This window comes from Pantoea sp. WMus005, assembly GCF_013415305.1.
Taxonomy (GTDB): Bacteria; Pseudomonadota; Gammaproteobacteria; order Enterobacterales; family Enterobacteriaceae; genus Pantoea; species Pantoea rara.
In genome coordinates this window covers 2,217,611-2,235,652 of the sequence record NZ_JACBXU010000001.1, presented here as the reverse complement: position 1 = coordinate 2,235,652, position 18,042 = coordinate 2,217,611, and the positions used below count along the sequence as shown (strand labels likewise).

Annotated in this window: 18 protein-coding genes; 13 read left to right on the top strand and 5 right to left on the bottom strand. The window is 58.8% G+C overall.

Annotation, left to right across the window (positions count from 1 at the left end):
• Positions 1-6 precede the first annotated feature (6 nt).
• On the bottom strand, positions 7-1,593 hold the full coding sequence (locus HZZ01_RS10300; protein WP_179896963.1) for a gamma-glutamyltransferase family protein: 1,587 nt from the start codon (positions 1,591-1,593) through the stop codon (positions 7-9).
• A gap of 151 nt (positions 1,594-1,744) precedes the next feature.
• Between HZZ01_RS10300 and hpxU the strand changes: the two genes are divergently transcribed.
• From hpxU to uraH, 9 genes are all read left to right on the top strand, one after another.
• Positions 1,745-2,584, top strand: a complete 840-nt coding sequence (hpxU, locus tag HZZ01_RS10295) for a MurR/RpiR family transcriptional regulator HpxU (RefSeq protein ID WP_179896961.1) — start codon at positions 1,745-1,747, stop codon at positions 2,582-2,584.
• Between the two features lie 191 nt (positions 2,585-2,775).
• Positions 2,776-3,561: a transporter substrate-binding domain-containing protein gene (locus HZZ01_RS10290; protein WP_179896959.1), complete on the top strand. Its 786-nt coding sequence runs from the start codon at positions 2,776-2,778 to the stop codon at positions 3,559-3,561.
• Positions 3,562-3,571: 10 nt separating this feature from the next.
• Positions 3,572-4,240 (top strand): amino acid ABC transporter permease, encoded by a 669-nt coding sequence (locus HZZ01_RS10285; protein WP_179896957.1) that lies wholly within the window; start codon positions 3,572-3,574, stop codon positions 4,238-4,240.
• Entirely contained in the window at positions 4,240-4,896 is a 657-nt protein-coding gene (locus tag HZZ01_RS10280; RefSeq protein ID WP_179897149.1) for an amino acid ABC transporter permease, read from the top strand. Before HZZ01_RS10285 ends, HZZ01_RS10280 begins: the two co-directional genes overlap by 1 nt.
• Positions 4,877-5,608: an amino acid ABC transporter ATP-binding protein gene (locus tag HZZ01_RS10275; RefSeq protein ID WP_008924827.1), complete on the top strand. Its 732-nt coding sequence runs from the start codon at positions 4,877-4,879 to the stop codon at positions 5,606-5,608. Before HZZ01_RS10280 ends, HZZ01_RS10275 begins: the two co-directional genes overlap by 20 nt.
• 21 nt (positions 5,609-5,629) lie before the next feature.
• Entirely contained in the window at positions 5,630-6,865 is a 1,236-nt protein-coding gene (locus HZZ01_RS10270) for an alanine--glyoxylate aminotransferase family protein (RefSeq protein ID WP_179897147.1), read from the top strand.
• Entirely contained in the window at positions 6,862-8,115 is a 1,254-nt protein-coding gene (gene hpxK / locus HZZ01_RS10265; protein ID WP_179896955.1) for an allantoate amidohydrolase, read from the top strand. The genes HZZ01_RS10270 and hpxK overlap by 4 nt, the downstream gene beginning before the upstream one ends.
• 2 nt (positions 8,116-8,117) lie before the next feature.
• On the top strand, positions 8,118-8,612 hold the full coding sequence (gene uraD, locus HZZ01_RS10260) for a 2-oxo-4-hydroxy-4-carboxy-5-ureidoimidazoline decarboxylase (RefSeq protein ID WP_179896953.1): 495 nt from the start codon (positions 8,118-8,120) through the stop codon (positions 8,610-8,612).
• Positions 8,609-8,944: a hydroxyisourate hydrolase gene (gene uraH, locus HZZ01_RS10255; RefSeq protein ID WP_136197737.1), complete on the top strand. Its 336-nt coding sequence runs from the start codon at positions 8,609-8,611 to the stop codon at positions 8,942-8,944. The genes uraD and uraH overlap by 4 nt, the downstream gene beginning before the upstream one ends.
• 11 nt (positions 8,945-8,955) lie before the next feature.
• Here the strand turns inward: uraH and HZZ01_RS10250 are convergent, their stop codons facing one another.
• Both HZZ01_RS10250 and HZZ01_RS10245 read right to left on the bottom strand, forming a co-directional pair.
• Positions 8,956-9,723, bottom strand: coding sequence for an amidohydrolase (locus HZZ01_RS10250; protein ID WP_179896951.1), 768 nt, complete (start codon positions 9,721-9,723; stop codon positions 8,956-8,958).
• Complete coding sequence (locus HZZ01_RS10245; RefSeq protein WP_179896949.1) at positions 9,711-10,871, bottom strand: pyridoxal phosphate-dependent aminotransferase; 1,161 nt, start codon at positions 10,869-10,871, stop codon at positions 9,711-9,713. Before HZZ01_RS10245 ends, HZZ01_RS10250 begins: the two co-directional genes overlap by 13 nt.
• Before the next feature lie 296 nt (positions 10,872-11,167).
• Here HZZ01_RS10245 and HZZ01_RS10240 point away from each other — a divergent pair, with 296 nt between their 5' ends.
• Genes HZZ01_RS10240 through HZZ01_RS10230 form a run of 3 tightly spaced genes read left to right on the top strand, consistent with a single transcriptional unit; the run spans position 11,168 to position 13,006 of the window.
• Entirely contained in the window at positions 11,168-11,782 is a 615-nt protein-coding gene (locus tag HZZ01_RS10240; RefSeq protein ID WP_179896944.1) for a methylthioribulose 1-phosphate dehydratase, read from the top strand.
• Complete coding sequence (gene mtnC / locus HZZ01_RS10235; protein ID WP_179896942.1) at positions 11,779-12,462, top strand: acireductone synthase; 684 nt, start codon at positions 11,779-11,781, stop codon at positions 12,460-12,462. Before HZZ01_RS10240 ends, mtnC begins: the two co-directional genes overlap by 4 nt.
• Position 12,463: 1 nt before the next feature.
• Positions 12,464-13,006, top strand: coding sequence for an acireductone dioxygenase (locus HZZ01_RS10230; protein ID WP_136197732.1), 543 nt, complete (start codon positions 12,464-12,466; stop codon positions 13,004-13,006).
• Positions 13,007-13,061: 55 nt separating this feature from the next.
• Here HZZ01_RS10230 and mtnA read toward each other — a convergent pair whose 3' ends face one another.
• Positions 13,062-14,084: an S-methyl-5-thioribose-1-phosphate isomerase gene (mtnA, locus tag HZZ01_RS10225; RefSeq protein WP_179896940.1), complete on the bottom strand. Its 1,023-nt coding sequence runs from the start codon at positions 14,082-14,084 to the stop codon at positions 13,062-13,064.
• A gap of 121 nt (positions 14,085-14,205) precedes the next feature.
• Between mtnA and mtnK the strand changes: the two genes are divergently transcribed.
• Entirely contained in the window at positions 14,206-15,405 is a 1,200-nt protein-coding gene (mtnK, locus tag HZZ01_RS10220) for an S-methyl-5-thioribose kinase (protein ID WP_179896938.1), read from the top strand.
• Positions 15,406-15,505: 100 nt separating this feature from the next.
• Here mtnK and fadE read toward each other — a convergent pair whose 3' ends face one another.
• Positions 15,506-17,956, bottom strand: coding sequence for an acyl-CoA dehydrogenase FadE (fadE, locus tag HZZ01_RS10215; protein ID WP_179896936.1), 2,451 nt, complete (start codon positions 17,954-17,956; stop codon positions 15,506-15,508).
• Positions 17,957-18,042: the final 86 nt, after the last annotated feature.

Sequence of the window (18,042 nt, the reverse complement as noted above, 5' to 3'; positions counted from 1 at the left end):
CTCCTGTTAAAAACCAGCGGCGCTGCCGTTACTGCGCGGATCGCTTGCGCCCTCAAACATGCCATTGCTGTGACGCACAATGGCGCCTGCATGGCCCACGGATTCGCTGAAGTCGGGCAGCAATTCCACCTCATGTCCCCACAGACGCAGCATCAATACCGTTTCGTCATCAAAGCGGCCTTCCAGTTTCAGGGAGTCAGACGATTGACCCCATGTCCGGCCCAGCAGCCAGCGCGGCGCACTGACCGCCTGCTGTAACGGCAGACCCTGAATGACATGGCGGGTAAAAATCGCCGCCTGGGTCTGCGGCTGTCCATCTCCGCCCATGGCGCCATACACCATTGTCCGGCCATCTTTCAGTCGTGCTGCGGCGGGATTCAGGGTATGGAACGGCTGCTTACCGGGTGCCAGGGACAGCAGATGGTCAGGATCGAGGCTGAACGCCGCGCCACGATTCTGCCAGGTAATGCCGGTGCCAGGGAGCACCACACCGCTGCCAAACTCGTGGTAAATGCTCTGAATAAAGGAGACAGCCAGACCGCTGCTGTCCATCACGCCCATCCAGACCGTATCGCCCGGTCCGCGTCCGCTACCCCAGGCTAAAGCTTCTCCGTCGATGATCTGGCTGGCGAGCGTGGCGAGGTGATCGCTATCCAGCAGTGCCTGCAAATCTTCGGTGACGTGACGCGGGTCGGTGATGTGTCTGTCGCGCAGCGCAAAGGCTTTCTTGGTGGCTTCAACGATGCGGTGCACCGTCTGCGCATCGTCAGCCTCCGCCATCTCCAGATGATCGGTGATGCCGAGGATTGCCAGTGACACCATGCCCTGCGTCGGTGGAGCGATATTCCAGATGTCGCCTTCACTGTGGGCGAGATGCAGCGGTGTCGTGCGGCGGGCGCGATGCTGTTGCAGATCGGCCAGCGTGACCGGCATGCCGAGCGTCGCCATCTCATCGGCCATATGGTGAGCCAGCGGACCGCGATAAAAACTGTCGAGCCCCTCTTCGGTGAGCTGGCTCAGGGTGTTCGCCAGTGCGGGCTGGGTAAAGCGGCTGCCCGGCTGCGGCACATCGCCGTCGGGCATAAAATTGGCGCTGAAGCCGGGCTGATGCTGCAGTTCACGCAGAAACGTCGCGGTGGCGGCGCTCTGTGAAGCGGTCACCGGAATGCCATCGGCGGCGTAGCGAATCGCATCACGCAGCAGACGCGCCAGCGGCAGCGGCGGGGTGCCCATCTCCCCAGAGAGCGTCAGGGCCTCCTGCCAGCCGCTGACCGTTCCAGCCACGGTCAGCGCCGCTTTCGGCCCGCGATGCGGGATCTTAGGCTGATCGGCATAGAAATCGAAGTGCGCCAGCGAACCGGCTGCACCACTGGCGTCGATAGCGACGGGATCGCCGCCAGGTGGCAGAATCAGCCAGAAACCATCGCCGCCCAGTCCATTCATGTGCGGGTAGACCACGGCGATAGTTGCGGCAGCGGCAACCATCGCTTCTATGGCATTACCGCCATCACGCAGTACCGCGAGTGCGCTTTCACTCGCCAGATGGTGTGGCGTCACCGCCATCCCCTGCGGGGCCATATTGCTTTGAATCATCTTTTTCTCGTTCTACGGGTGACAGAACCCATAACAAAGCAAGAGCTGTTCCAGTTTTCACCCCCAGCTGACAATGCGACAGTTAACCTGGCGTAAATTGTGCTAGGTTTTGCTAAACAAAAGTGCTGAAACAAAAGTTACAGGACGCCTTATGAAGCAGCTTGATGAACGACTCAGAAGTCACTATCCCCAGCTTTCTCCGCAGGAGCAGCGCATTGCCGACTTCGTGTTTGACCACTTCGATGACCTGATAAGCTACAACAGCGCCGAACTGGCGCGGCTCAGTGGTGTGTCGAAAGCCACAGTCAGTCGGCTGTTCAAGCGTCTGGGCTACGAGAAATACAAGGATATGCGTGATGAGTTACGCATCCTGCGCCAGAGCGGTATGCCGCTGACCGATAACCGTGATGCGGTGCAGGGCAATACGCTGCTGGCGCGCCACTACAAGCAGGAAATGGCAAATCTGACGCAGTGGGTAAACAGCCTGGATGCCCGGCACTTTAGTGAAGTTATCCAGCAGCTGGCACAGGCAAAGCGCATCTTTATCATCGGCATGCGCAACGCCTATCCGGTGGCGCTGCATCTGCGACAGCAACTGGTACAGGCGCGTTCGCAAGTGCATATCCTGCCGCAGCCGGGCCAGACGCTGGCTGAGGAGCTGGTGGATATCACGCCGGATGACATGGTCATCGTGATGGCATTTCGTCGTCGTCCGCGCATCATTCGTCCGCTGATGCAGCAGTTGCAGGCTGCCGGTATTCCGCTGCTGGTGCTGTGTGAGCCGCAGGCACAGACGGTCATTACGCTGGCGCGCTGGCAGCTCTGTACGCCACTGGACAGCGTCTCCGCCTTTGACAGTTACAGTGCGGCCATGAGTCTGGTTAACCTGATCGCCAATGCCCTGCTGCATGAAATGCTGGCTGAGGGACGCCAGCGGATTCATCAGATCGCCGACCTTTACCAGCAGTTCGACGAGCTGGAGCACCGTTAACAGTCACCATTTTGGTGCTTTGCCCCATTTCAGAACATTGCTTTACCGGTGTAGTCGCTCCTGATTACGCCCGGTTTCTTCTGAACTCTCTGCCGATTAACCCTTTTTCTGTTGCCATGCTGATTGGCACATTAGTTGCAGAATGCATGTCAAAGAATCTTTTGTTTCACGTAATCTTACCGGGGTGCATAATGAAAAAAGTTTTAATGGCGGTAGCGACAGCAGCATTACTGATGGCTCAGGCGGGCAGCGCGCTGGCCGATCAACTGCAGGACATTCAGAAACGCGGCGTTATCCGCGTTGCCGTGCCACAGGACTTCCCGCCGTTTGGTTCAGTCGGCACCGACCTGCAGCCGCAGGGATATGATATCGACACGGCAAAATATCTGGCAAAGCAGATGAAACTTAAGTTGCAGCTGGTGCCGGTCAGCAGTGCCAACCGTGTGCCTTATCTGCAAACCGACAAGGTCGATCTGGTTATCTCCAGCATGGGTAAAAATGCCGAGCGTGAAAAAGTCATCGACTTCACTCGCGCCTATGCGCCGTTTTTCCTGGGCGTATTTGGGCCGAAAGGCGATGAGATCAAAGCGGCGTCGGCGCTGAGCGGCAAGTCGATTGGCGTCACGCGCGGTGCGGTAGAAGATATGGTGCTGAGCGAAGTGGCCCCGAAAGATGCGCAGGTGAAACGCTACGAAGATAACAACACGACGTTGTCTGCGTATCTCTCTGGTCAGGTGCAGTATGTCGCCACCGGTAACCTGGTCGTCGCCGCTATTACGCGCCAGAATCCGGCCAAAGCGCCCGTCGCGCAGTTCATGCTCAAAGATTCACCCTGCTTTATCGGGCTGAAGAAAGATGAGCCTGCGCTGAAAGCGAAAGTGAATGCGCTGATTGAGCAGGGCATCAAAGATGGCACCCTGAATAAACTGTCAGAAGAGTGGCTGAAAGCGCCGCTGCCCGCCAGCCTCGGCGCCTGAGGACGGATTCATGACCGGGCAACTTAACTTTCCCGCCCTGTGGCCCTACTGGCCGGAGCTGCTCTCCGGTCTGTGGGTCACCCTCCAGCTGACGGTGCTGGCAACCACCGGTGGTGTGGCGCTCGGCATCGCGGGCGCGGCGCTGCGCAGTGGCAAACCCAGCTGGATGAGCCGCCTGTGGGGCCTCTATGTCGAGCTGATCCGCAATACGCCGTTTGTGGTGCAACTGTTCTTTATTGTTTTCGGCCTGCCTGCGCTGGGGCTGAAACTCACTGCTGGCGAGGCAGCGCTGCTGGCGATGCTGATCAACCTCGGGGCGTATAGCACCGAGATTATCCGCGCCGGGATCCAGGTGACACCTAAAGGGCAGTGGGAAGCGGGACGGGTGCTGGGATTAACCCGCAGCCAGACGTTTCTGCGGGTCGTGCTGCCGCCTGCGTTACAGCGCATTTATCCGGCGCTGGTGAGTCAGTGCATCATTGTGATGCTGGGGTCATCGGTGGTGTCGCAGGTCTCCTATGAGGAGCTGACCTTCGCTGCCAACCTGATTCAGTCGCGTACCTTCTTGAGTTTTGAGGTCTATCTGGTGACCACGCTGATCTATCTGGCGTTGTCGATTGCGATGCGCCATCTGCTGCTGGCGATTGGCCGTAAATGGTTTGGAGTGCAGCCATCATGATGACGACCTTTACCGACTGGGACATTCTGCGCAACCTGCTGCTGGCGGCGCGCTGGACCCTGTTACTGTCGCTGGTGGCCTTTGTAGGTGGAACGCTGGTGACGCTGCCGTTGCTGTTTTTGCGTCTGCTGCAACGTAAGTGGCTGACGCGCGTAATACGCGGTTACACCGCGCTGTTTCAGGGCACGCCGCTGTTGATGCAGCTGTTCCTGGCGTTTTTCGGCGTCGGGCTATTCGGCATTGATGTCGCGCCCTGGACCGCAGCTTCGCTGGCACTGACCTTCTACACCAGCGCTTTTCTGGTGGACATCTGGTACGGCAGCATTCGCGCCCTGCCGAAAGGGCAGTGGGAAGCGTCGCGCTGCCTCGGCCTGACCTTTGGTCAGACGCTGTGGCGGGTAGTGGCACCGCAGGCGATCCGCATCGGTATCGCGCCGACCGTGGGCTTTGCCGTGCAGGTGATCAAGGGCACCGCGCTGGCCTCGATTATCGGCTTCATCGAGCTGACCAAGGCGGGCACCATTCTGAACAACGTGACCTATCAGCCGTTTAAAGTCTTCGGGCTGGTGGCGCTGGGCTACTTCCTGATGTGTTATCCGCTGTCTCGCTACAGCCAGTATCTGGAGAAAAAATTCAATGCCGCTCATCACCATTAATCAGGTGCAAAAATATTACGGCGACAACCATGTGTTGAAAGGCGTGGATCTGGATATCGACATGGGCGAGGTGATCTCCATCATCGGTCGCAGCGGATCGGGCAAAAGCACGTTGCTGCGCTGTATGAACGGGCTGGAAGGCTATCAGGAAGGCAGCATTAAGCTCGGCGGAATGACCATCACCGACCGCGATTCGCAGGCGCGTGAAATCAGCCGCTCGGTCGGGATGGTATTTCAGAGCTTCAACCTGTTCCCGCACATGACGGCGCTGGAGAACGTGATGCTGGCGCCGCGCCGGGTGCTGAAGAAAAGCGAGGCCGAGTGCCGGGCGCTGGCGGCGCAGATGCTGGAGAAGGTCGGGCTGGGTGAGCGTCTTGACTACTATCCTGCCAGCCTCTCTGGCGGTCAGCAGCAGCGCGTGGCGATTGCCCGTGCGCTGGCGATGACGCCGAAAGTTTTACTCTGTGATGAGATCACCTCCGCGCTTGATCCTGAACTGGTGGGCGAAGTGCTCAAAGTTCTGGAGCAGCTGGCGGCAGAGGGAATGACGCTGATCCTCGTCACCCATGAAATGAGCTTCGCCCGCGATGTGGGCGATCGTGTGGTCTTTATGCATCAGGGGCGCGTCTGGGAGCAGGGCGACAGTAAAACGCTGTTCGCCCAGCCGCAGACGCCGGAACTGAAGCAGTTTATCTCTTCGGTTCGTCTCTGAGTCTTAGAAAAGGAAAAGATGATGGATATTACGCAATTCCCGCAACTCAATCCGCCACAGCGTCTGCTGATGGGACCGGGACCGATCAATGCCGATCCTCGCGTGCTGCGCGCCATGTCGAGTCAGTTGCTGGGTCAGTACGATCCTGCGATGACCCACTATATGAACGAAGTGATGGCGCTCTATCGCGGCGTGTTCCGCACAGAGAACCGCTGGACGCTGCTGATTGATGGCACCTCACGTGCTGGCATCGAATCGATTCTGCTCTCCGCGATCCGCCCTAGCGACAAGGTGCTGGTGCCGGTATTTGGCCGCTTCGGTCATCTGCTGTGCGAAATTGCCCGTCGCTGTCGTGCGGACGTTCACACCATCGAAGTGCCGTGGGGCGAAGTCTTTACCCCGGACCAGATCGAAGATGCGATCAAAAAAGTGCGGCCGCGCCTGCTGCTGACCGTGCAGGGCGACACCTCGACCACCATGCTGCAACCGCTTGAGCAGCTGGGTGCGATCTGCAAACAGTACGGCGTGCTGTTCTACACCGATGCCACCGCGTCGCTGGCGGGCAACCCGCTGGAAACGGATGCCTGGGGACTGGATGCCGTATCGGCGGGGATGCAGAAATGCCTGGGCGGCCCCTCGGGCACGTCGCCGATCACGCTGAGCGCAGAGATGGAAGCGGTAATCCGCAAACGCAAATGTGTTGAGCAGGGGATCCGCACCGAGGCGCATCAGGATGGCGAAGAGGAAATGATCTACTCCAACTATTTTGATCTCGGCATGATCATGGATTACTGGGGGCCGGAGCGGCTTAACCATCACACTGAAGCGACCAGTGCGCTGTTTGGCGCACGCGAGTGTGCACGTCTGATCCTGCAGGAGGGACTGGATAACGGCATCGCCCGTCACAAACTGCATGGTGAAGCGATGCTGAAAGGCATTCAGGGGATGGGACTGGAGACCTTCGGCGATCTGAAAAATAAGATGAACAACGTGCTGGGCGTGATGATCCCGTCAGGTGTCAACGGCGATCAGGTGCGCAAACTGATGCTGGAGGATTTCGGCATTGAGATTGGCACCTCATTTGGTCCGCTGCATGGCAAAGTGTGGCGCATCGGCACCATGGGCTATAACGCGCGTAAAGATTGCGTGATGCAGACGCTATCGGCGCTGGAAACGGTGCTGACTTATGTCGGTCATCGCACGCCGCAGGGCGCTGGCGCGCAGGCCGCATGGGATCACTACGGGAGCCAGGCATGATGATGAGCGCCAGCGAAGCCCAGGCCGCTGCACAGCGCGTGATGGCGCGCTGCGATGCGCTGGCAGCGATCAGTGAAACGGCTGAGGGGCTGACCCGCGTCTACCTCTCGCCAGAACATCTGCGCGCCAATGCCTGCGTCGGTGAGTGGATGCAGGCGGCGGGGATGCAGGTGTGGCAGGATGAAGTCGGCAATATCTGTGGGCGCTATGAGGCGGCAGAAGCGGGCGCGCCTGCGCTGCTGCTCGGCTCGCATCTTGACACGGTGCGCAACGCCGGTCGCTACGACGGGATGCTGGGCGTGCTCAGCGCCATTGAAACCGTGCAGTGGCTTAATGAACATCAGCGCCGCCTGCCGCTGGCGATTGAGGTGATTGGCTTTGGCGACGAAGAGGGCACCCGCTTTGACATTACGCTGCTTGGCAGTCGCGGGATTACCGGCAGCTGGCCGCAAAGCTGGGTGACACATCCGGACGGCAACGGTATCACCGTGGCGCAGGCGATGGCCGATGTCGGGCTCGACAGCGAGCAGATCCAGGCGGCTACGCGGCGGGTTGAGGATATCGTCGGATATCTTGAGCTGCACATCGAACAAGGCCCCTGCCTGGAGCAGGCCGATCTGGCGCTGGGTGTGGTCACGGCGATTAACGGCGCGCGCCGTCTCAACTGCCGCTTCACCGGTGAAGCAGGCCATGCGGGCACGGTGCCGATGACGCATCGCAAAGATGCACTGGCTGCGGCTGCCGAGTGGATGGTGTTTATTGAGCAGACCACCCGTGAGCAGGATCCGCAGCTGGTGGCTACCGTCGGTACGATTAACTGCGCGCCGGGCGCAGTGAATGTGATCCCTGGCGAGGTGTCCCTGTCGCTGGACGTGCGCGGTCCGCTGGATAATCCACTGGAGATGCTGCTCTCCAGCCTGTTAACGCAGGCGGAGGCGATTGCGCTGCGCCGTGGACTTCGCTTTGAGTCTAAGGAATATTATCGCATTGGTGCCACCGCCTGTGACTCCGCGCTGCAACAGGCGCTGAGCCATGCGGTGGAAATGGTGCAGGGTCGCAGCCTGTCACTGCCGAGCGGGGCCGGACACGATGCCATCGCGATTGCTGAACGCTGGCCGGTCGGCATGTTATTTGTGCGTAATCATCGCGGTATCAGCCACCATCCGGCGGAGTCGGTCGCAGTGGACGATGTGGCACCTGCACTTCAGGCCTATTTACAGGCGGTCTCGCTGATTGCCGGACGGAGCTGAATATGGAGTTAGCCGTATTTAATCAGCTATCGGCTGATGAGGCGCAGTCGGCCATCCGGCACTGTGTGGCGATCCCGCACTGGCAGCAGTCGCTGGTGGCGGCACGGCCTTTTGCCACCACGGAGGCGCTACTGGCTACTGCCGATGCGCTGGCTCACCAGTGGCAGCAGCCCGAACTGGAGGCGGCACTGTCGGCGCATCCCCGCATTGGTGAACGCGCGAACGGCGTGGACAAAGAGGCAACGCTGTCGCGCGGCGAGCAGTCCGCGATGCAGCAGGCTGATCACACTCTGCAACAGGCAATGCAGCAGGGGAATCAGGCGTATGAAGCGCGTTTTGGCCGGGTATTTCTGATTCGCGCCAAAGGGCGCAGCGGCGAGCAGATGCTGGCAGCGTTGCAGCGTCGGTTGCAGAATAGCGATTTGGCCGAGCAGCAGGAGGCGCTGGAACAGCTGCGTGAAATTACCCTGTTACGCCTTAAGGAGACGATTCAATGAGTACTGTTACCACCCATATTCTCGACACGGCGCTGGGCAAACCGGCCAGCGGCGTGGCGATTTCACTGGAGCAGAACACGCCTGAGGGATGGTTTCCGATTTCACAGGGTGAAACGGACAGCGACGGACGTCTGAAAGATCTGACGCCCGAGCCGCTGACACCGGGCCACTACCGTTTAACGGCGGAAATTGGCGACTATTTTGCTGTCGCCGGTCGGGATGCGCTCTACGTCAGTGCGCAGATCGACTTTGTGATTGCCGAGGCGGGCAGCCATTTTCATCTGCCATTTCTGATTTCGCCCTGGTCGTGGTCAACCTATCGCGGCAGTTAATCTGCGTCAGTTTATAGCGAAAACCGGTCCGCATCCTGCCAGGCAGGGAAGCGTTCGCGGTAAGCCTGAAGCTCCTCCAGTGACAGCTCCGCATCCAGCCGGGCGCGCTGATGCGGCTCGGCCGCGCTGAGGATCTCGCCCTGTGGAGAAATAATCTGGCTGTCGCCGCTGTAGTGATGCTGATTACCGTCGCTGCCGACGCGGTTACAGCCTGCCACATAAGCCTGATTTTCAATCGCCCGCGCCAGCAGCAGCGCCTGCCAGTGCAGCGCGCGTGGCGCAGGCCAGTTGGCGACATAGAGCGCCAGATCGTAATCATTGCGGTTGCGGGAGAAGACCGGGAAGCGCAGGTCGTAACAGATTTGCGGCAGGATCCGCCAGCCGCGCCACTCAAACACCTGACGCTGTTCCCCAGGCAGATAGTGATGATGCTCGTCCGCCATACGGAACAGGTGACGCTTATCGTACTGATGCACCGTGCCATCCGGCTCGACCAGCAGGAAACGGTTTACCGCGCCATGTTCTGTCTGGATCGCCACGCTGCCGCCGATCAGGGCATCGGTGCGGCGGGCATGCTGATGCAGCCACTCAATTACCCGCGCTTCAGGCAGCGAGCGTTTCGCCGCCTCCATCGCAAAGCCGGTGGTGAACATCTCCGGCAGGACAATCAGATCGCGTCCGGTGAGACCGGCCAGCTGCGCGTCAAAATGACGCAGGTTGGCCTCGCCATCCATCCAGCTCAGCGTCTCCTGCAATAGCGTGATTTTCAAAGCTGGCATAAGCGCTCCGCAGCGGCATCTAATGTCGCCGGCTGTTTGGCAAAACAGAGGCGGATCAGTTTATAGGGGAAAGCATCGGCGCAGAACACCGACAATGGAATCGCGGCGACGCCGATTTCACGGGTCAGCCACTGGCAGAAACTGACGTCATCCAGATCGGAGATGGCGCTGTAATCGACCAGTAAAAAGTAGGTGCCTTCACAGGGCAGCACCTTAAAGCGGCTGTTGCTCAGCGCCGTCGCCAGGCGATCGCGGCGATCGCGATAAAACGCTGGCAGTTCAAGATAGTGTTCCGGATGCTCACGCAGCATATCGGCGATCGCCAGCTGCGCCGGGGTATTCACCGAGAAGGTCAGGTACTGATGCACTTTGCGCAGTTCAGCGCTGATCGCCGCGGGGGCAATGCAATAGCCCACTTTCCAGCCGGTCATGTGGAAAGTCTTACCAAACGACGACACTGCAATGGCGCGCTGACGCAGATCAGGATGTGCCAGCACGCTGGCGTGGCCCACCTCATCAAAGCAGATGTGCTCATAAACTTCGTCGCTCAGCACATAGATTGGGTGCTGAGCAATCGCCTGCCACAGCGCGGTGAAATCGGATTGCTGCCAGACGGTAGCCGAGGGATTGTGCGGCGTATTCAGGATCACCAGCCGGGTTTTGTCACTCAGCAGCGCAGCAAACGCCTGCCAGTCCACCCGAAAAGCGGGCGGCTGCAGCGTAATGCGTTTCATCACGCCGCCAGACAACGCCACCGCAGGCGCATAGCTGTCGTAGCTGGGATCAAAGCAGATCACCTCATCGCCCGGCCGCACCAGTGCGGTAATCGCCGCATAGAGTGCTTCGGTCGCGCCCGCCGTCACCGTAATCTCCGCGTCAACATCCGGACGATAGTCATAAAGCCGCGCGGTTTTCTCAGCTATCGCCTCACGTAACGGCAGCGCACCGGTCATCGGCGCATATTGATTCGCGCCCTGGCTGACGTGAAACGCCAGCCGCTGCTGCAGATAGTCCGGGCCGCTGAAATCGGGGAAGCCCTGAGAGAGATTGATGGCGTTATGCTGCTGCGCCAGCGCACTCATCTGGCTAAAAATCGTGGTGCCGAGCAAAGGGAGTTTACTTTCGGGGATCAGGTTGTGCTGCGTCATGATGTCAGGCCTTAAGCGCGAAGATTGATGCGGAGTCACCCGGGGTTTGTGCCACTATAAACAGGATGGTAGTATTTGGCAATCAAGACGCTTAGACGGCTAAATGCGTCATGCTCCGCGCGTCAGCGGTGTTAGCTGCACTTGCTTACCCGAGTCACTTACTCATGTAAGCTCCCGGGGATGCGCGCGCTTGCCGCCTTGCTGACACACGGTCCATTTAGCATTTGCATGCGTCATGCTCCGCGCGTCAGCAGCGTTTGCTTATCCGGGATCACCTTTCACCGCAAGGAACCTTTATGTCGCAGAGTCTTCCGTTAGATCAGCTGGTCGCCGCCTGTCACTGGATTGGCGAAAAAGGCTGGGCACCGGCCACCGGCGGGAACATGTCCGTGCGCCGCGATGAACATGTCTGCCTGTTGAGCGAATCAGGCAAAGATAAAGGCACGCTGACGCGGGATGACTTTATCGACGTCGATATCGCCACCAGCCAGTCGCTCTCTGACCGTAAGCCATCCGCAGAAACCGGCCTGCACACGATGATCTATCGCCTCTTTCCTGAGGCGGGCGCGGTGCTGCATACCCATACGGTGAATTCGACCGTGCTGTCGCGGGTAGAGCAGGGCGCGGCGCTGCTGCTGCATGGCTATGAGATGCAGAAATCATTAACCGGCCAGCACACCCATCTGGACACGCTAGCGATTCCCGTGTTCGACAACAGCCAGGACATCGCGGCGCTGGCGTCAGAAATTGAAGACTACGCTGCTCGTTTTCCGCTGCGCTACGGCTTTCTGCTGCGCGGCCACGGCTTAACCTGCTGGGGCCGGGATGTCAGCGAAGCCCGCCGTCATCTGGAAGGTCTGGAATTTTTATTCGAATGTGAACGTCAACGTCGCCTGCTGGAGAAAGCATGATTCGCGCCATTGTTACTGATATCGAAGGCACCACCAGCGATATCCGCTTTGTACATAACATCCTGTTTCCCTATGCCCGGCAGCATCTGCCGGATTTCCTGCGTGATAATGCGCACCAGCCCGAAGTAGTGGCGGCGCTGCAGTCGGTGCGTGAAGAGGCCGGTCAGCCGCAGGCCGATCTGGCTGGCGTGACAGATATTCTGCTGGGCTTTATGGACCAGGATCGCAAATCCACCGGCCTGAAGGCGCTGCAGGGCATGATCTGGCGCGATGGCTACGTGAATGGGAGTTTTACCGGTCATCTCTATCCCGACGTGCTGCCTGCCCTGACCCGCTGGAAGGCGCAGGGTATTGAACTCTATGTATATTCCTCCGGCTCGGTTGCGGCGCAGAAATTGTTATTTGGCTACAGCGACGAAGGTGATATTACTGGCCTGTTCAGCGGCTATTTTGACACCCACGTCGGCGCTAAACGCGATGTGGCGGCCTATCGCGCTATCGCCGCTGAGATTGGTCAGCCAGCGGAGCAACTGCTGTTTCTCTCCGATATTCATCAGGAGCTGGATGCCGCCGCAGAGGCGGGCTGGCAGACGTTGCAATTACTGCGTGGCGATGCGGACGACGAGAGCCGCCATCGTCAGGTGACGGATTTTTCCCAGATTAACCCGGAGTCGATTTAGGATGAGCGCACTGACTATTTTTACCGATCGTGAAGCCAGCCAGCCGGTGTGGCACAGCACTGACGCGGAAGCGATTCGTGACCGCCTGAACGCCAAAGGCGTCCGTTTTGAGCGCTGGGAAGCCGATCGCGATCTGGGTGAAAACCCGGATCCCGCAACGGTGATCAACGCCTATCAGCATGCGATTGATAGGCTGGTGGCGGAAAAAGGCTATCAGAGCTGGGACGTGATCAGCATGCGCGCCGATAATCCGCAGAAAACCGTGCTGCGCGAGAAGTTTCTCTCTGAACATACGCACGGCGAAGATGAAGTGCGTTTCTTTGTGGAGGGTGCCGGGCTGTTCTGCCTGCATCTGGATGGCGAGATCCTGCAGATCCTGTGCGAAAAAAACGATCTGATCTCGGTGCCGGCGGGAACGCCGCACTGGTTTGATATGGGATCGTCACCGCACTTCACGGCGATCCGGATTTTCGATAATCAGGAAGGCTGGGTAGCGAACTTTACCGGGGATAAGATTGCGGACGCCTATCCGCGTCTGGCGTAATCTGTCAGCCTGTTATATGAGGCGTCTGCCATAGCGGCAAACGCCTCGCAGACCATTACTGCGGCTGAAAGATGCCGTTCTTCACCTGGTCAGGCGTCACCACGCCAGTGTCCAGCACCCAGCCGCTGATCAGGGCGGCTGGCGTGACATCAAACGCCGGGTTATAGACTTTCGCCGCTTCCGGCGCCCACTGCACACTGCCAAAACTGCCGGCAACGCCTGTCACTTCACTGGCGGCGCGCTGCTCAATGGGAATGGCTGCGCCGTCAGGACAGCTGCGATCCAGCGTGGTATGCGGGGCCGCCACGTAAAACGGAATCTGATGATAATGTGCCAGCACCGCCAGACTGTAGGTACCGATCTTATTGGCGACATCGCCGTTGGCGGCAATGCGGTCAGCGCCGACCCACACGGCATCTACCTCGCCACGGGCCATCAGACTGGCGGCCATGGAATCAGTAATCAGGGTGTAAGAAACCGCCAGCTCGCCCAGTTCCCAGGCAGTTAAGCGGCCGCCCTGCAACAACGGACGGGTTTCATCAACCCAGACATTCTTAATCAGGCCCTGCTGATGAGCGCGGGCAATGACGCCCAGCGCGGTGCCCACACCCGCTGTTGCCAGTCCACCGGTATTGCAGTGCGTCAGCAACTGGCTGTTGGGTTTCACCAGCGTGCAACCGGCGTCAGCGATGGCATCACACAGTTGCTTATCTTCCTGCACCAGCCGCCAGGCTTCCTGAGCCAGCGCAGGGGCAAAGTCCGGCTGAGCCAGCGCCACTTTCATCCGATCAAGATTGTTCATCAGGTTGACGGCGGTAGGGCGCGCAGCGCGCAGGGTCTCCAGCGCCTGTGCCAGTTCAGCGCGCGTCTGCCCCTGTTCTGCCAGCCGCGCCAGCAGCAGCGAGGCGGAAAGGCCGATCAGCGGCGCACCGCGCACCCGCAGTGCATGAATATGTTCAATCAGTTGAGGCACGCTGTGCGCGGGCAGCCAGTTCTTCTGCTGCGGCAGTGCCTGCTGATCCAGAATCCAGAGCTGATTGTCACGAACCTGTAAGCTGGTGGTTTGAAGTGTCTGCATTGTGGGTGAAATCCATGTTGCGTTAATGATGCGTATTGTGCCAACATGCTGAACGGATGTATAGACGTCTGAACGGCTTATTACACCTGAGTGACCCCCTTCGAATGATGAGGAACAGGCAATGTCGCAATACCGTACCTTTACTGCTGCTGATGCTGTGGAATATGCCCGACAATTTGGCGGCGTGGACAATCCTGCCGCGCTGAGCAGCGCAGAAGAGATTGGTGATGGCAACCTCAACCTGGTGTTTAAGATTTATGACGATCAGGGCATCAGTCGCGTTATCGTCAAGCAGGCACTGCCTTATGTGCGCTGCGTGGGGGAGTCCTGGCCACTGACGCTGGATCGGGCGCGGCTGGAAGCGCAGACGCTGGTCGAGCACTACAAATATTGTCCGCAGCATACAGTGAAGATCACCCATTACGATGCAGAGCTGGCGGTGATGGTGATGGAAGATCTTTCCAGCCATCGCATCTGGCGCGGCGAGCTGGTGAAGGGCGCTTACTACCCGGAAGCGGCTCAGCAGTTAGGCGACTATTTGGCACAAACCCTGTTCCATACTTCCGATTTCATCCTGCATCCGCATCAGAAAAAAGCGGAAGTGGCGCGCTTCATTAATCCTGAAATGTGTGAAATTACCGAAGATCTTTTCTTTAACGATCCCTACACCAATCATGAGCGCAACAGCTATCCCGAAGCACTTGAACCGCTGGTCGCCAGCCTGCGCAATGATGATGCGCTGCGCATTGCGGTGGGCGGTCTTAAGCATCGTTTCTTTGCCCACGCCGAAGCGCTGCTGCATGGGGATATTCACAGCGGATCGATTTTCGTTGCTGACGGTAGCCTGAAGGCGATTGATGCGGAGTTTGGGTATTTTGGTCCTGTCGGTTTTGATGTTGGTACTGCGATAGGCAACCTGCTGATTAACTACTGCGGCCTGCCGGGGCTGCTCGCACCGCGTGAGGCTGCCGATGCACGCGAGCAGCGCCTCAGTGATGTGCATACCCTCTGGACGACGTTTGCTTCAGGCTTCCTGGCGCTGGCGGCAGAGAAGACCCGTGATGAGGCGCTGGCTTATCCAGGCTATGCCGAGGCCTTTGTGCGAAAAGTGTGGGCCGATACCATTGGTTACTGCGGCACCGAACTGATTCGCCGCACGGTGGGGATGTCGCATGTGGCGGATATGAAGCTGATTGCCGATCCGGCGATGCGCACTGATTGCATCCGTAATGCGATTAACCTGGGACGCACGCTGATTCTGGCAGCCGATCACGTAGAAGATGTGGATGCGCTGATTGCCCGCATCCGTCAGGCAGGATAAAAAAAGGCCGACATAATGTCGGCCTCTAAAAACAGGACTGGCTCAGCACGGGCGATGACGCACCTCATCCCTGAACCAGTGCGGCAGGTCAACGCTAACCCTATGCCGCCTCACTCGCCCGTGATGCAGGCTGAGGCGCTTTCTCTGGCACCGTTACTGCCAGTGCTTCCGGCTCAAACTCATCGACGTTAATTGAACGCAGACGACTGACTTCAGCACGCTGCAACACATCAGCCTCTTTCACATCAATCCAGCCCTGTTCCAGCGCGCGCTTCGCCAGCGCGTCCAGTCGGGTAAAGGAGAGGTGCTGCTTCGTCTGTTTGCACAGCCGGTCATGAATCACTTCTGCTGCCATCACATCCTGCAGCGCCTGTTCCAGCTGACCGGCAGGGTTATGCTCACTCGGCGTCAGGTACATGCCACGGCCCAGTCGGCTGCGGGTGGCTGACGGCTGCTGCAGCATTTTTGCCAGCTGATGATCCAGACGGTCAGACGGCGCAGGGCAGTGATGACCGCCTGCAAAAATCGTCATCCGCAATGCGCCCGCCACCAGACGGTTCGGGAAGTTACGCAGCAGATCGTCAATGGCTACTTCCGCCTGATGCAGCGCATCCTGCACACCCCAGTGAACCAGCGGCATATCGGCTTCATTACGGCCTTCGTCGTCATAGCGTTTCAGCGTCGCCGAGGCGAGATAGAGCTGGCTCAGCACATCGCCCAGACGCGCCGAGATGCGCTCGCGACGTTTCAGGCTGCCGCCCAGCACCGCCATCGACACATCAGAAAGCAACGCCAGGTTGGCACTGATGCGGTTCAGGTGCTGGTAATAACGGCGGGTACCATCGCGGGTCGGGCTGGCGCTGGTACGTCCGGCGGTTAAACCCAGCCACAGGCTGCGCATCGTGCTGCTGCCCACATGACCGATATGGCTGAAAAGCGCCTGATCAAACGCGTTAACATCGTTGCTGGCTGCGGCCGCCATCTCCTGCAGCACATAAGGATGGCAGCGAATTGCACCCTGACCGAAGATAATCATGCTGCGCGTCAGAATGTTCGCGCCTTCCACCGTGATCGCGATAGGCGCACCCTGATAGGCACGGGCCAGGAAGTTACTGTTGCCGAGCATGATGCCTTTACCGCCAGCAATATCCATGGCGTCGATAATGGCGCGCTGGCCGCGATGGGTGCAGTGATATTTAACAATCGCCGACAGCACCGCCGGTTTTTCACCCTGCATAATGCCGGCCGTAATCAGCGTAGCCGCCGCATCCATCACGTAAGCGTTGCCAGCAATGCGCGCCAGTGGCTCTTCAATCCCTTCCATTTTACCGATAGAAAGCCGGAACTGACGGCGGATATGAGCATATGCGCCTGTCGCCAGTGCCACACTTTTCAGGCTACCGGTTGAGTTTGATGGCAGCGTGATGCCGCGACCCACTGACAGACATTCCACCAGCATCCGCCAGCCCTGACCAGCCATGTCCGGACCGCCAATAATATAGTCGATGGGCACAAAGATATCGTTGCCGCGCGTCGGTCCGTTCTGGAACGGTACGTTAAGCGGGAAGTGGCGATGGCCAATTTCCACGCCGGGCGTATTGGTCGGGATCAGCGCACAGGTAATGCCAGGATTTTCGTTGTCACTGAGCAGATGATCCGGGTCGGAGAGTTTAAATGCCAGGCCCAGCACGGTGGCGATCGGTGCCAGCGTAATGTAGCGTTTGTTCCAGGTCAGGCGCATACCCAGCACCTGCTTACCTTTCCATTCGCCCATGCAGACAACGCCGGTATCGGGGATCGCGCCCGCATCTGAACCCGCTTCCGGGCTGGTCAGCGCAAAGCAGGGGATCTCATCGCCACGCGCCAGCCGGGGTAAATAGTGATTCTTCTGTTCTTCAGTGCCGTAGTGCTGCAGAAGTTCGCCCGGACCGAGTGAGTTAGGCACACCTACGGTAATCGCCAGAATCCCGGAGACGCCCGACAGTTTTTGCAGCACACAGGCTTGCGCATAAGCGGAGAAATCCAGTCCGCCATACTCTTTTTTAATGATCATCGCGAAGAAACGATGCTCTTTCAGATATGCCCAGAGTTCCGGCGGCATATCGGCCAGCTCATGGGTGATCTGGAAATCGTTGGCCATGCGGCACGCTTCTTCGACAGGGCCAGCGAGAAAGGCCTGCTCATCGGCAGTCAGGCGTGGCTGAGGATAGTTGTGCAGCTTCTGCCAGTCCGGTTTGCCCTGGAACAGATCGCCTTCCCACCAGGTGGTGCCCGCATCGATCGCCTCTTTCTCAGTGCGTGACATCGGCGGCATGACCTTCCGGAAGCGCTGAAATATCGGTTTTGAAAAGAGGTCGCGGCGCAGTGACGTCAGGTTTAACGGCAGCAGGATGATCGCCAGCGGCAGCAGCAGCCATGGCGTCCAGAGATGAGCAAAAGCCATCGCTGCAGTCCACAGCAACAGAATTGCGCTGCTGAGCCGTAACGACAGGCGGTGATAAAACAGGGCGCCAATCAGCGCCACCGTGGCAAGTATCGAGACAACCATCATAATGAACCGCTCCAAGTAGTAAGAGGTCTGACCTGTTATGTAGAGAGGTTTAGAGTAGTTGGCCGGATTTATCAATTTGTTTACAT

What these genes read in the sequence shown, in the direction of transcription:
- mtnA (WP_179896940.1), bottom strand. Translation starts at nt 14,084, where the DNA reads ATGCAGACACTTCAAACCACCAGCTTACAGGTTCGTGACAATCAGCTC.
- HZZ01_RS10285 (WP_179896957.1), top strand. Translation starts at nt 3,572, where the DNA reads ATGACCGGGCAACTTAACTTTCCCGCCCTGTGGCCCTACTGGCCGGAG.
- HZZ01_RS10280 (WP_179897149.1), top strand. Translation starts at nt 4,240, where the DNA reads ATGACGACCTTTACCGACTGGGACATTCTGCGCAACCTGCTGCTGGCG.
- HZZ01_RS10270 (WP_179897147.1), top strand. Translation starts at nt 5,630, where the DNA reads ATGGATATTACGCAATTCCCGCAACTCAATCCGCCACAGCGTCTGCTG.
- HZZ01_RS10230 (WP_136197732.1), top strand. Translation starts at nt 12,464, where the DNA reads ATGAGCGCACTGACTATTTTTACCGATCGTGAAGCCAGCCAGCCGGTG.
- HZZ01_RS10240 (WP_179896944.1), top strand. Translation starts at nt 11,168, where the DNA reads ATGTCGCAGAGTCTTCCGTTAGATCAGCTGGTCGCCGCCTGTCACTGG.
- hpxU (WP_179896961.1), top strand. Translation starts at nt 1,745, where the DNA reads ATGAAGCAGCTTGATGAACGACTCAGAAGTCACTATCCCCAGCTTTCT.
- hpxK (WP_179896955.1), top strand. Translation starts at nt 6,862, where the DNA reads ATGATGATGAGCGCCAGCGAAGCCCAGGCCGCTGCACAGCGCGTGATG.
- HZZ01_RS10275 (WP_008924827.1), top strand. Translation starts at nt 4,877, where the DNA reads ATGCCGCTCATCACCATTAATCAGGTGCAAAAATATTACGGCGACAAC.
- HZZ01_RS10290 (WP_179896959.1), top strand. Translation starts at nt 2,776, where the DNA reads ATGAAAAAAGTTTTAATGGCGGTAGCGACAGCAGCATTACTGATGGCT.
- HZZ01_RS10250 (WP_179896951.1), bottom strand. Translation starts at nt 9,723, where the DNA reads ATGCCAGCTTTGAAAATCACGCTATTGCAGGAGACGCTGAGCTGGATG.
- uraD (WP_179896953.1), top strand. Translation starts at nt 8,118, where the DNA reads ATGGAGTTAGCCGTATTTAATCAGCTATCGGCTGATGAGGCGCAGTCG.
- HZZ01_RS10245 (WP_179896949.1), bottom strand. Translation starts at nt 10,871, where the DNA reads ATGACGCAGCACAACCTGATCCCCGAAAGTAAACTCCCTTTGCTCGGC.
- mtnC (WP_179896942.1), top strand. Translation starts at nt 11,779, where the DNA reads ATGATTCGCGCCATTGTTACTGATATCGAAGGCACCACCAGCGATATC.
- HZZ01_RS10300 (WP_179896963.1), bottom strand. Translation starts at nt 1,593, where the DNA reads ATGATTCAAAGCAATATGGCCCCGCAGGGGATGGCGGTGACGCCACAC.
- mtnK (WP_179896938.1), top strand. Translation starts at nt 14,206, where the DNA reads ATGTCGCAATACCGTACCTTTACTGCTGCTGATGCTGTGGAATATGCC.
- uraH (WP_136197737.1), top strand. Translation starts at nt 8,609, where the DNA reads ATGAGTACTGTTACCACCCATATTCTCGACACGGCGCTGGGCAAACCG.
- fadE (WP_179896936.1), bottom strand. Translation starts at nt 17,956, where the DNA reads ATGATGGTTGTCTCGATACTTGCCACGGTGGCGCTGATTGGCGCCCTG.